We start from the raw sequence: 11,888 nt of genomic DNA on the forward strand, positions 1-11,888 counted from the left end.
GTTCGCAAAACATATAAAAAGATAAAAGGAATTCGTAATAACCTTCTTAATAGCTGTTGATAAGTGCATAACCTCATATATTATACTATTTTTCAGGGAAAAAGGGAATGGATATCTTGCGATTATTTTCAGAATAACCTGAGAAAAACCATCAGGTCATCCACAGCCCTCCAATCCGCTCTCAAACCCGTCCCAAAATATCAACAGTCTGCCCACATGACAATGTGTTTAACATTGAGGATAATTCTTATTAAGAAGCATCCTTCTTGTTTAAAAAAGGATTTATCTTCTTCTCTTCTAAGAAGGATTTATCTTCTTTATGATGATGTCCACCTTATTTTTGATATCCTCATTGACCTCCATCTCCGCGGTGATCTTCTTGACACCGTGCATGATGGTAGTGTGGTCCTTCTTCGACAGGAGCTTTCCGATATCCGCATAGGGAGTGGCCGTCAGCTCCCGGCACAGGTACATCACGATCTGCCTGGGCAGAACGTACTCGGAGTTGCGCTTCTTGGAGGTGATGTCCTCCGGCTTCACCCCGAAATGCTCCGACACGATGTCGATGATTAGGGATGGCGTGACGACCTTGGACTTATCCGGATAGATGATGTCCTTCAGGGCCTCCTCCGCCAGATCCAGGGTCACGTCCACCTTGTTCAGCTTCCCCGCCGCCACGATCTTGTTGAATGCCCCCTCCAGATCGCGGATGTTGGACTTGATATTGGTGGCGATGTATTTGATAATCTCCTCATTGATCTTCAGGCTGCAGGATTCGGCATTCTTCTTCAGAATCGCCATCCTGGTCTCATAGTCCGGGGGCTTGATGTCCGCGATCAGGCCCCAGCCGAAACGGGAGCGGAAGCGTTCATCCAGATTGTCGATGTCCTTGGGCGGCTTGTCCGAGGACAGGACGATTTGCTTCCTGGCGGCGTGGAGCACATTGAAGGTGTGGAAGAACTCCTCCTGTGTGCTCTCCTTTCCGATGATGAACTGCACATCGTCCACCATGAGCACGTCCACTGTCCTGTACTTTTCCCGCAGCTTGGTCATGGAGGCCGCGTTACCGCTTCGGATGGACTCGATGACCTCGTTGGTGAACTCCTCGCTGGTCACGTAGAGCACCTTCTTCTGGGGATTCTGCTCTAGAATGAAATGGCCGATGGAGTGCATCAGGTGGGTCTTGCCCAGGCCGGGCCCGCCGTAGAGATAGAGGGGATTATAGGTGTCCCCCGGGGATTCCGCCGCCGCCAGGGAGGCGGAATGGGCGAAGCTGTTGCTGCCGCCCACCACGAAGGCATCGAATTTGTACTTGGGGTTCAGATGGGCGTTCTCATAGGCGGATCTGCTCTCCTGGACCTCCTTCGCGTCCTTCTCCATGACGAACTTCACGTCATAGTCATGGTCGAACAGCTCCGTTATGGTCACGCGGAAGAAGCTAGCGTATCTGGAGGAGATGTAGTCGAACATATGGGACTGGTTGGCGGGGATGACGATGTTCACCACATCGTTGGCCATGTTCAGGAAAGCCAGCGGCTCCACCCATGTCTTATAGGAAATATCGGTGAGTTCATATTCCCTTTTGATCTTTTCCTTAATGGCAGTCCAGCTGCCTTTGATATCATCCATTTTCTGAATATCCTTTCTGAGCGGATCCCCTTCGGAATCCTGATTTTACCATTGTAATATAGATTCCGGCAGATTTCAAATACTAGTTATGAACATTCCCATGGATAAAGTTATCCACATGGTGTGTATAATTATGTTCATAATTGAGTTATACAGACAGGAATGTGGATAGAAATGTGAATAAGTGGATAACTCACGGAAAACGGGAAAGCGTGGTGTTTGCTGGATCCGGAAGCCGTTTTCACCGCGTATTTCACAGCGGATTCGCACAGGCCCGAAAATTGTCCACATCGAATCCACAGTCTGTGGATAACCTTTTTCAGTATATCTGATGTGGATATCTATGTGGAAAACCTGTCCTAAAAAAATTTTATGAGGAAAAATAATGGTTTTTACTGAATTTTCCTTGACATTGTCCGGATTTTTTTATACAATCAATATGCTATTTTCCTAAAAAACCTTAGAAGAATGAGCAAAAGGAGGTGGCTTTCCATGAAGATGACATATCAGCCCAAAAAGCGTTCACGCAAAAAGGTTCACGGCTTCAGAGCGAGGATGAGCACTCGCGGCGGAAGAAAAGTGTTAGCGGCCAGACGTGCAAAAGGAAGAGCGAGATTGTCCGCTTAGGTCACAGAAATGTGGCCTTTTTCTTTGGAGGATGAGTAAGAATAGGAAGGAATTCCAATGAAATTTTCTGAAAGCCTTAAGAAATATCAGCAGTTCCAGTCCGTTTACAAGTACGGTAAATCGTATGCAAACAAATATCTGGTCATGTATATCATGGAAAATGGCACCGGAAGGAACCGGATTGGAATCAGCGTCAGCAAGAAGGTGGGCAACAGCGTCGTGAGGCATCGGGTCACGAGGCTGGTGCGGGAAAGTTACAGACTGCATGAAGCGGTGTTCGATAGTGGTTTGGACATTGTGGTCGTGGCAAGGAAGGCGGCAGCCCCGGTGGGATACTCTGGAATAGAAGAAGCGCTGCTCCACCTTGGGAAGCTTCATCGTATCATAAAGGTATCATGTTATCTATGAAAAAAATTTTGATTGCCGGTATTCGGTTCTACCAGAAATACCTGTCTCCCATGAAAAGGACGAAATGTCCCTATATCCCTACCTGTTCCCAGTACGGATTGGAGGCCATTGAAAAGCATGGCGCGGTGAAGGGGAGCATTTTGGCCCTCTGGAGGATACTGCGCTGCAATCCCTTTTCAAAGGGAGGCTTCGACCCTGTTCCGTGACCGGCGAGCCTGACTGAGAGGATACTGATAAATGAATCTTATTTTACTGACACAGAGCACCACCCCTGTCATAGGGCAGGTGGCGTGGGTGCTGGGGATGATCATGAACGGGATATTCTATGTCATTGACCTGATAGGGCTCCCGAACATCGGTCTGGCCATCATCCTGTTCACCATCGTGGTGAACCTGTTGATGACGCCCCTGAACATCAAGCAGCAGAAATTCTCCAAGCTCCAGGCGAAGATGAGCCCGGAGCTGCAGGCCATTGAGGCGAAATATAAGGGAAGGTCCGATCAGGATGCCATGATGGCAAAGAACCAGGAAATCCAGATGATTTATGCCAAGTACGGGGTGTCCGCTACGGGAAGCTGCGTGCAGCTATTGATTCAGATGCCGATCCTGTTCGCGCTGTACCAGGTCATCTACCGCATGCCGGCCTATGTGACGAAGATAGGGAATACCTTCAAGGTGCTGGCTGACAAAATCATCTCTGTGGACGGCGGCGGCTTCCTGCAGGATTCCGGTGCGGAGACCGTCAACAGGGTGGTGGCCATGTACGGCCAGTCCATGACCAACGGGGATCTGGGCAGCGGCATCATAGACGTGCTGAACAAGCTGTCCTCCGCGGATCTGGCTATGGTGGCGGAGCATTACGACCTGACCCAGCTTACCTATCAGGGGAGGCTGATCCTCAGCAATGACACCACCAGGGGCCTGATTGATGTCTACAACAATTTCCTGGGCCTGCATATGGGGGATTCCCCCAGCGACCTGATAAGAAGCGGCATGGCCGTGGGGGCATGGGGAATCGTCATAGGGGCTGTGCTGATTCCGGTCCTGTCGGCAGTTACCCAGTGGATCAACGTGAAGCTGATGCCCCAGCAGCCCAAGAGCGACAACGAGAAGGCCAATTCCATGGCTGCTTCCATGAAGACCATGAACATGATAATGCCTCTGATGTCCGCATGGTTCTGCTTTACCCTGCCTGCGGGCATGGGCCTGTACTGGGTGGCGGGAAGCGTGGTGCGCAGCATCCAGCAGGTGGTCATCAACAAGCATATCGACAAGATGGACTTTGACGAGGTCATCAAGAAGAATTCCGCCAAGAGCGCCAAAAAGATGGAGAAGATCAAGCAGAACCAGGAGCGTATAAACGCTTATGCGAACATGAATACACGTAATATCCAGAGCGGCAAGGGGAATGGGCAGACGGCCAGGCCAAAGGCTGTGAATACAGGCGGGAACGCCGCTTCCGGCAATAATACGCCGCCGAAGGGAAAGAGCATGGCGGACAAGGCTTCCGTGAGCACGAATACGGGAAGCGTCAGCACCGGCAGCGCAAAGCCGGGGAGCATGCTGGAGAAGGCGAACATGGTGAAGGATTACAACGAGAGGAACAATAGGAACTGAACAGTTTTGGAGGAGTAAGGAATGGAAACGGAAAAAAGTTGCCAGGAGTATGTGGAGGTAAGTGCTAAGACTGTAGGTGAGGCGATTACGGAGGCCTGTCGGAAATTCGGCGTCACCAGTGACAAGCTGGACTATCAGATAGTGGAGGAGGGGTCCAGCGGGTTCCTTGGGATCGGATCCAAGCCTGCGGTGATCAAGGCTGCGGTGAAGGTGGAGAAGCTGTCCGTGGACGAGATCGCGAAGGGGTTCCTTCGGGATGTGTTCGGGGCCATGAACATGGAAGTGGCGGTGGACGTGCAGTATGAAGAGGAGTCTGGGACGATGAATATCGACCTGGCAGGAGAAGAGATGGGGATCCTGATCGGGAAGCGCGGACAGACGCTGGATTCTCTGCAGTATCTGGTGTCCCTGGTGGTGAATAAGGAATCGGATGAGTACATCAGGGTGAAGGTGGATACGGAGGATTACAGGGCCAGGAGGAAGGAGACGCTGGAGAACCTGGCGAAGAATATCGCTTATAAGGTGAAGAAGACCAGAAGGGCGGTGTCGCTGGAGCCTATGAATCCTTATGAGAGGAGGATCATTCATTCGGCGCTGCAGAATGATAAGTATATTGCTACCCATAGTGAGGGGGATGAGCCGTTTCGGAGGGTGGTTGTCACTTACAGGAGACAATAGCGTTAGTTGGGAAAACCGGATATTGTTGGGATATCCGGTTTTTTGTAGGATGGCTACTTGGTGGTTGCGGCGAAGGGACGGCATCCAGGGGCGGCGGCTGGGCTATGGTGAATTGGGGTTTGAGCGAGCAGGGCTCGGAGTTGGGGGTTGGGATGGATACGATTGCGGCGGTTGTTACGGGGATGACGGATTCGGGGGTTGGGATTGTCAGGATAAGTGGCAGCGGGGCGGTGGAGTTGGGGGATGGGATTTTCAGGTCGTCTTCTGGGAGTAGGGTATTGGGGGACGGAGAGAGCCGCAGGATGTATTATGGATTTGTGGTTGATCCGGAGGATGGTGCCGAGATAGATGAGGTTCTGGCTGTGGTGATGCGTGGTCCCAGGAGCTTTACCGGGGAGGATACGGTGGAAATCCAGTGCCATGGGGGCGTGCTGGTGATGAGGAGGATTCTGGAGTGCGCCTTGAGGTGCGGGGCAAGGCTGGCGGAGCCGGGGGAGTTCACAAAGAGGGCTTTTTTGAACGGTAGGATGGACCTGTCCAGGGCTGAGGCCGTGATGGATGTGATAGGGGCTCAGAATGACAGGGCCCTTGGATATTCGCTGGGGCAGCTACGGGGGAGGCTTTCGGGGAAGGTAGGGGAGCTACGGGGGAAGATTTTGTATGAGACGGCTTTTATCGAGTCCGCTTTGGACGATCCGGAACATTTCGACTTGGACGGGTATGGGGAAGGGCTGTCCGGGAAGCTGGACGGCGTGATAGGGGAATTGAGGAAGCTGATCGATACGGCTGACAATGGAAGGCTGATAAAGGAGGGAATCAGGACGGTGATCCTTGGGAAGCCCAATGTGGGGAAGTCATCGCTTCTGAATTGTCTTCTGGGGGAGGAGAGGGCGATCGTCACGGATGTGGCGGGGACTACCAGGGATGTGCTGGAGGAGTCGCTGCGGCTGGGAGATGTTCGTCTGAATATTGTAGATACGGCGGGTATCCGGGATACGGAGGATACCGTGGAGAAAATAGGCGTAGAGAGAGCATTGAGATACGCAAGGGAGGCAGATTTAATTGTATATGTTACGGACGCTTCGATGGAGCTGGATGAGAATGACAGGGAGATTGTCTCTGTTATTGGGGATAAAAGAACGATAGTGCTGTTGAATAAGAGCGATTTGGAAGCTGTGGTCACGGAAGAGGGGATACGGGCTTTATTTTCGGGAGCCGCAGGAGATGGTTCGGGAGATTGCTTTCCGGCAGGTCCTTCTGGTGATGACGGATTTGTGATACTGCGTACTTCCGCAAAGGAGGGGGCGGGGATGGAAGAGCTGGAGCGGGCCGTGAGGGAGATGTTCTTTCACGGGGAGATTTGGAGCAGCAATGAGATCGTCATCACGAACATGCGGCATAAGGAGGCATTGGAGGAGGCCTGTGAGGCTCTGATGCTGGTGAAGGGGAGCATAGAGGACGGGATGACGGAGGATTTCTATTCCATCGATCTGATGAATGCCTATAAGGCGCTTGGACGGATCATAGGGGAAGAGGTGGACGATGACCTGGTGGATGAGATTTTCTCAAAATTCTGTATGGGGAAATAGCAGACATCCTTACATCCTTATTTTCTTCAGGGCTGGATCCTTTTGATTGAGGAGGGATTGGAGTGAAGATTTGGAAGTGGATTGTATGATGAAATTTTGTGAACAAGTAGACGTATGTGTAATAGGCGCCGGGCATGCGGGCTGTGAGGCAGCGCTGGCCTGCGCAAGGCTTGGACTGGAGACAGTTATTTTTACGGTGTCAGTGGACAGCATCGCCCTGATGCCCTGTAATCCCAATGTGGGCGGCTCCTCCAAGGGGCATCTGGTCAGGGAGTTGGATGCCCTGGGCGGCGAGATGGGGAAGGTCATAGACAAGACCTTCATCCAGTCCAAGATGCTGAACCTGTCCAAGGGCCCCGCCGTCCATTCCCTGCGGGCACAGGCGGACAAGGCGGAGTATTCCAGGGCCATGCGGAAAGTGCTGGAGAATCAGGAGCATCTCACCATAAAACAGGCGGAAGTCTGTGAGCTTCTGTGGGATGACATAGGAGAAGGCCGGCAGACAGGCAATCTTTCGAAAAGTGCGGAAGGAGCCCGAGGGAAGCCTGGAAATCCAGAGGGGCGGGATACGTCTTCCAAAGAGACTTCTTCAAGGGATGATTTTTTAATCGAAGAAGAGGAAGGCTTCTGTGAGAATAGAAAGGGCAGCACAGATAAGGGGAATAACAATAGATATCTGAAAAAAATAAAAGGCGTCAGGACCTTTACAGGAATGGTCTACGAATGCAAGGCTGTAGTCCTGTGCACGGGGACATACCTGGGCGCCAGATGCCTCTGCGGGGAGTCCATCACCTACACAGGCCCCAACGGCCTCCAGGCTGCCAACCATCTGACCCGGTCCCTGAAAGAGATGGGCATAGAGCTCCGCCGTTTCAAGACAGGCACCCCCGCCAGGATGGACAGGCGCAGTATAGATTTTTCCAAAATGGAAGAGCAGCGGGGGGATGAGAGGATAGTGCCCTTTTCTTTTTCCACAGATCCTGACAGCATACAGAAGGAACAGGTCTCCTGCTGGCTCACCTACACCAATGAAAAGACCCATGAAATCATCCGCGGGAATCTGGACAGATCCCCCATCTATGCGGGCATAATAGAAGGCACAGGGCCAAGGTACTGCCCTTCCATTGAGGACAAGGTTGTAAAATTTTCGGATAAAGAGCGCCATCAGGTCTTCATTGAGCCGGAGGGGCTCCATACCAATGAGATGTACGTGGGCGGTATGTCCTCCTCACTGCCTGAGGATGTGCAGCTTGCCATGTACAGGACGGTTCCCGGGCTGGAGCGCTGCAAAATAGTCCGCAATGCCTATGCCATCGAATATGACTGCATCAACCCGGGACAGATGGATGCCACGCTGGAATTCCGCGCCGTGAAGGGCCTGTTCAGCGCGGGCCAGTTCAACGGGAGCAGCGGATACGAGGAGGCGGCCTGCCAGGGGCTGGTGGCCGGGGTGAACGCCGCCATGTCCATTCTGGGGAAGCCTCCCCTGACCATAGACAGGTCGGAGGGGTACATCGGCGTGCTGATAGACGACCTGGTGACCAAGGACAACAGGGAACCCTACCGGATGATGACCTCCCGGGCGGAGTACAGGCTGCTCCTGCGCCAGGACAACGCGGATCTGCGGCTGCGGAAGAAGGGCTATGAGGCTGGCCTCATCTCTGAGGAGGAATATCAGGCCCTGCTGGAAAAGGAGAGGCTGATAGACAGGGAGGTGGAGAGACTTAAGGGCACCTCTGTAGGGGCAAACAGGGAGATTCAGAATTTCCTGGAGGCCCATGGCAGCTCTCCCTTAAAGACGGCGGCCAGCCTGGCGGAGCTGCTTTGCCGTCCTGAGCTTTCCTATGAAGTCCTGGGGGAGATCGACAGGGGGAGAGAGGCCCTGCCCGCCGCCGTGCTGGAGCAGGTGGAGATAGAAATCAAATATGAGGGCTATATCCTCAGGCAGAAGCGTCAGGTGGAGCAGTTTCGGAAGATGGAGAAGAAGCTGATACCCCAGGACATGGATTATGACCAGGTGCCCTCCCTGCGCCTGGAGTCCAGGCAGCACCTGAAGCTGTTCCGTCCTTCCTCCATTGGGCAGGCTTCCAGGATATCCGGCGTTTCCCCTGCGGATATCTCCGTTCTGCTGGTCTACCTGGAGAGATACGGGAAAGCTTTGCCTTGAAATTATTAAAAATCCTTAAAAGTATGTTAATTATTGTTATGATTCGGTTATGGATCAGAAATATATGATATACTGATTTTAATTGGGACATGTAAGGAGGTTCTGATCCATGAATGAAATTGAAAATGAAAATATGGAAGTCAACGGCATTCCCCTTGGCTTCCCTGTATCTTTTATGCAGATAAAGGAAATGACCATGCTCTATTCCTGCGCTATGCGGGAAATCTGCACCAAGCTGGAGAACCTGAGCCAGGAGTTCGAGCTCAAGGAGGCCAGGAATCCCATACAGCACATCAACCACAGGCTCAAGAAGACGGAGAGCATCCGCAACAAGATGCTGCAGAAAGGTCTTCCCCTGGAATATGAAGTGATGCGGGATGAAATCACGGACATCGGAGGCATTCGTGTCATCTGTTCTTATATCAATGATATCTACGCGATTGCGAACATGCTGAAGCAACAGGACGATTTACTGATCGTCAGGGAAAAGGACTACATATCCAATCCGAAGAAGAACGGGTACAGGAGCTATCATCTGATCGTGGCGATTCCGATTTTCCTCTCCTCGGAAAAACAGATCATTCCGGTGGAAATCCAGATGAGGACCATTGCCATGGATTTCTGGGCCAGCCTGGAGCATCAGCTCCGCTATAAGACTACGGCGTCGGTCTCGGATTCCACCAGAAGCAGGCTTACCAATATCGCCCAGGACATATTCAGGGCGGATGTGGAAATGCAGCAGATATATGAGGATATCAGCGCGTTGGAATAGAACAGAAAAAGGTCTGGCTCCCATTCAGGGATGCCAGACCTTTTCTATCGTCATTCTTTCTCAATCCAGATCGATTATGTTAGAGGAGGGTGTGCCGTAGCCGGTATATCCTGTCTGGGAATCCATCTTGATATATTCCTCACGCAGCTTGAATTTGGCCACAAGGCTCTTCAGCGTGGAGGCCTGCTCTGAGAGCTCCTGGCTGGCAGCGGCGCTTTCCTCCGCGGTAGCGGAGTTGGTCTGTACTACGCTGGAAATCTGATCCACGCCCAGGGTGACCTGTTCGATGGCGCCTGCCTGTTCCTCGGCAGCATTTGCAATCTCGTCCACCTTGGTGGAGGCGGAGCGGACATGGTTCACCACCTGTACCAGGGATTCCGCTGTGGAGTTGGCAAGCTTTGTGCCCCTTGTGACGGCATTGACGGAGCTCTCAATCAGCTCTGCGGTATTCTTGGATGCCACGGAGCTCTTGCTGGCAAGGCTTCTGACTTCCTCGGCCACCACGGCGAATCCTTTTCCGGCTTCCCCTGCCCTTGCGGCCTCAACGGCGGCGTTCAGAGCCAGGATATTGGTCTGGAAGGCGATATCTTCAATGGTCTTGATGATCTTGCTGATTTCATTGGAAGAACGCGCAATCTCTTCCATGGCATCCATCATGTCATGCATCTGATTGTTGCAGATTTCGGCTTCGCCACCGGCGGTGTTGGATTTGGATCTGGCTTCCATGGCATTGTCGGCAGTGCTCTTGACCTGATAGGAAATATTGGTGATGGTGGAGGCAAGCTCTTCCACGGAAGCGGCCTGCTCGGTAGCGCCCTGTGCCAGGGCCTGTGCGCCGTTGGATACCTGGCCGGAGCCGGATGCCACCTGATCTGCACTCTGGTTGATCTGTCCCAGGGTGATGCTCAGGTCCTTGTTCAGCTTGCGGATGGACAGAAGCAGACTCTGCAGACTGCCCACATATCTTTCCTCTGCATTGGTGCGGACATCGAAATTGCCGTCCGCCATCTCGCTCAAGAGCCTGGAGGCGTCGGAGATGACGGTCTCCAGAATGAAGGTCATATTCTTAAAGGACTTGGTAAGGCTTCCAAGCTCGTCCTTGGACTCGTAGGTCACGGAGATATCGAAATTGCCGTTGACAATCTTATCCGCCGCTGTCTCCAGTTGACGTAAGGGCTTGGTGATGGATCTGGTCAGGTATGTAGAAAGGAGGATGGTGATAATCAAAGCTACCACAGCCATGCCAATCTGTGCCGCTACAAGGAGCTCCTGCATGTCTACCGTGCTGAGGAAATTGTCCTCCGCCGTCTTTTCTTCCACAGCGCTGATCTGAATCAGGGTGTTCACGGCTTCCTGTACAAGAGGCTGGTATTCTTCAAGCAGTATCCTCTGTGCCTCCAGGTTGTCCGTCTCGGATGTGGTGATGACATTCTCCTGCAGTTCCATGGCCTTTTGTATAGAATCGGAAAAGGAATCCAGTAACTGGGAATCCCCTGTGAAATTCTCGAACAGCCAGTAGGCATTTTCCTCCAGCGCCGTCAATTCGGTCTGAAGCTCATCCTGATAGCTTTCCTTTTTCGATTCATCGCTCTCGATGGTTATGAATGCCAGATCCTTCACGATAATCTGCAGGCCCCGGCGCATGCTCATGATATTGTTGGTCACCTTATACTCTACATTGTAAAATTCAGAGTATTTGTTAGCGTTTGCCTGCAGACCGTAGATGGCAATGGCCACTGTCCCTATGAACAGTATGATGACCAGCATGAAGGTCGCCAAAAGCTTAGTCCTGATTTTTAGATTCTTCATGTTACCCTCCTGGATAGATTTATTTTATATGTTGATTATAATAGATTATTGTCAATCTGTCCACTCTATTTACGTAAACAGAAAAATTTTCTATATTGCCTAATCTGCTTCCTTCCCCTATAATAGATGGATAAAGACAAGTGGGGGTTTGGATTGGCGAGGTGATTGGATGGCTCAGTATGATTTGGAGATATTTCAGAGAGATCTTGAGGCGTTTGGCATCGCTCTTTCCGGGGAGCAGACGGGGCAGTTCCTCCGGTATTATGAGCTGCTGCTGGAATGGAACGGCAGGATGAACCTGACGGCCATCACGGAATATCAGGAGGTATTGAAGAAGCATTTCGTGGACAGCCTGTCCCTGGTGAAGGTGTGCCGTCCGGCGCGGGGGGATACCCTGATCGATGTGGGGACAGGGGCGGGGTTTCCGGGGCTTGCCCTGAAGATTGCCTTCCCCGGCCTGAAGGTCACGCTTTTGGATTCCCTGAACAAGAGGATTCAGTTCCTGAATGCGGTCATAGAGGAGCTGAAGCTCACCGATGTGGAGGCAGTACACGGCAGAGCGGAGGATTACGCGGCGCCCGGCAGAGGGAGG

General features: G+C 52.2%; 10 protein-coding genes and 1 pseudogene (1 of these 11 running past the window's edge). 9 read left to right on the forward strand and 2 right to left on the reverse strand.

Annotation, left to right across the window (positions count from 1 at the left end; translation table 11 throughout):
* Positions 1-297 precede the first annotated feature (297 nt).
* Positions 298-1,629: a chromosomal replication initiator protein DnaA gene (gene dnaA, locus Q2B33_RS15320; RefSeq protein ID WP_300570971.1), complete on the reverse strand. Its 1,332-nt coding sequence runs from the start codon at positions 1,627-1,629 to the stop codon at positions 298-300.
* A 492-nt stretch (positions 1,630-2,121) separates the two neighbouring features.
* On the opposite strand from dnaA, the gene rpmH reads away from it, so the two are divergent.
* The 8 genes from rpmH (at position 2,122) to Q2B33_RS15360 (ending at position 9,487) form a co-directional block, all read left to right on the forward strand.
* Positions 2,122-2,256, forward strand: coding sequence for a 50S ribosomal protein L34 (gene rpmH, locus Q2B33_RS15325; RefSeq protein WP_296469914.1), 135 nt, complete (start codon positions 2,122-2,124; stop codon positions 2,254-2,256).
* A 57-nt stretch (positions 2,257-2,313) separates the two neighbouring features.
* Positions 2,314-2,664, forward strand: a complete 351-nt coding sequence (gene rnpA, locus Q2B33_RS15330; RefSeq protein WP_300570975.1) for a ribonuclease P protein component — start codon at positions 2,314-2,316, stop codon at positions 2,662-2,664.
* Entirely contained in the window at positions 2,661-2,870 is a 210-nt protein-coding gene (gene yidD / locus Q2B33_RS15335) for a membrane protein insertion efficiency factor YidD (RefSeq protein ID WP_300570977.1), read from the forward strand. Before rnpA ends, yidD begins: the two co-directional genes overlap by 4 nt.
* A gap of 31 nt (positions 2,871-2,901) precedes the next feature.
* Positions 2,902-4,281 carry a YidC/Oxa1 family membrane protein insertase gene (locus Q2B33_RS15340; RefSeq protein ID WP_300570980.1) on the forward strand — a complete coding sequence of 460 codons (1,380 nt, stop codon included), beginning with the start codon at positions 2,902-2,904 and terminating at the stop codon, positions 4,279-4,281.
* Between the two features lie 21 nt (positions 4,282-4,302).
* On the forward strand, positions 4,303-4,959 hold the full coding sequence (gene jag / locus Q2B33_RS15345; RefSeq protein ID WP_300570982.1) for an RNA-binding cell elongation regulator Jag/EloR: 657 nt from the start codon (positions 4,303-4,305) through the stop codon (positions 4,957-4,959).
* 104 nt (positions 4,960-5,063) lie between these two features.
* On the forward strand, positions 5,064-6,548 hold the full coding sequence (gene mnmE, locus Q2B33_RS15350) for a tRNA uridine-5-carboxymethylaminomethyl(34) synthesis GTPase MnmE (protein WP_300570985.1): 1,485 nt from the start codon (positions 5,064-5,066) through the stop codon (positions 6,546-6,548).
* A gap of 85 nt (positions 6,549-6,633) precedes the next feature.
* Entirely contained in the window at positions 6,634-8,715 is a 2,082-nt protein-coding gene (gene mnmG / locus Q2B33_RS15355; protein WP_300570988.1) for a tRNA uridine-5-carboxymethylaminomethyl(34) synthesis enzyme MnmG, read from the forward strand.
* Between the two features lie 109 nt (positions 8,716-8,824).
* Entirely contained in the window at positions 8,825-9,487 is a 663-nt protein-coding gene (locus Q2B33_RS15360; RefSeq protein ID WP_300570991.1) for a GTP pyrophosphokinase family protein, read from the forward strand.
* Between the two features lie 60 nt (positions 9,488-9,547).
* On the opposite strand, the gene Q2B33_RS15365 is transcribed toward Q2B33_RS15360, so the two are convergent.
* Entirely contained in the window at positions 9,548-11,296 is a 1,749-nt protein-coding gene (locus Q2B33_RS15365) for a methyl-accepting chemotaxis protein (protein WP_296469887.1), read from the reverse strand.
* A gap of 169 nt (positions 11,297-11,465) precedes the next feature.
* On the opposite strand from Q2B33_RS15365, the pseudogene rsmG reads away from it, so the two are divergent.
* Positions 11,466-11,888: pseudogene (gene rsmG, locus Q2B33_RS24555) on the forward strand (16S rRNA (guanine(527)-N(7))-methyltransferase RsmG); it runs 356 nt beyond the window's last position.

This window comes from uncultured Acetatifactor sp. (assembly GCF_948601915.1).
Taxonomy (GTDB): domain Bacteria; phylum Bacillota; class Clostridia; order Lachnospirales; family Lachnospiraceae; genus Acetatifactor.

What these genes read in the sequence shown, in the direction of transcription:
- mnmE (WP_300570985.1), top strand. Translation starts at nt 5,064, where the DNA reads ATGGTGAATTGGGGTTTGAGCGAGCAGGGCTCGGAGTTGGGGGTTGGG.
- mnmG (WP_300570988.1), top strand. Translation starts at nt 6,634, where the DNA reads ATGATGAAATTTTGTGAACAAGTAGACGTATGTGTAATAGGCGCCGGG.
- rnpA (WP_300570975.1), top strand. Translation starts at nt 2,314, where the DNA reads ATGAAATTTTCTGAAAGCCTTAAGAAATATCAGCAGTTCCAGTCCGTT.
- Q2B33_RS15365 (WP_296469887.1), bottom strand. Translation starts at nt 11,296, where the DNA reads ATGAAGAATCTAAAAATCAGGACTAAGCTTTTGGCGACCTTCATGCTG.
- dnaA (WP_300570971.1), bottom strand. Translation starts at nt 1,629, where the DNA reads ATGGATGATATCAAAGGCAGCTGGACTGCCATTAAGGAAAAGATCAAA.
- yidD (WP_300570977.1), top strand. Translation starts at nt 2,661, where the DNA reads ATGAAAAAAATTTTGATTGCCGGTATTCGGTTCTACCAGAAATACCTG.
- Q2B33_RS15340 (WP_300570980.1), top strand. Translation starts at nt 2,902, where the DNA reads ATGAATCTTATTTTACTGACACAGAGCACCACCCCTGTCATAGGGCAG.
- Q2B33_RS15360 (WP_300570991.1), top strand. Translation starts at nt 8,825, where the DNA reads ATGAATGAAATTGAAAATGAAAATATGGAAGTCAACGGCATTCCCCTT.
- rpmH (WP_296469914.1), top strand. Translation starts at nt 2,122, where the DNA reads ATGAAGATGACATATCAGCCCAAAAAGCGTTCACGCAAAAAGGTTCAC.
- jag (WP_300570982.1), top strand. Translation starts at nt 4,303, where the DNA reads ATGGAAACGGAAAAAAGTTGCCAGGAGTATGTGGAGGTAAGTGCTAAG.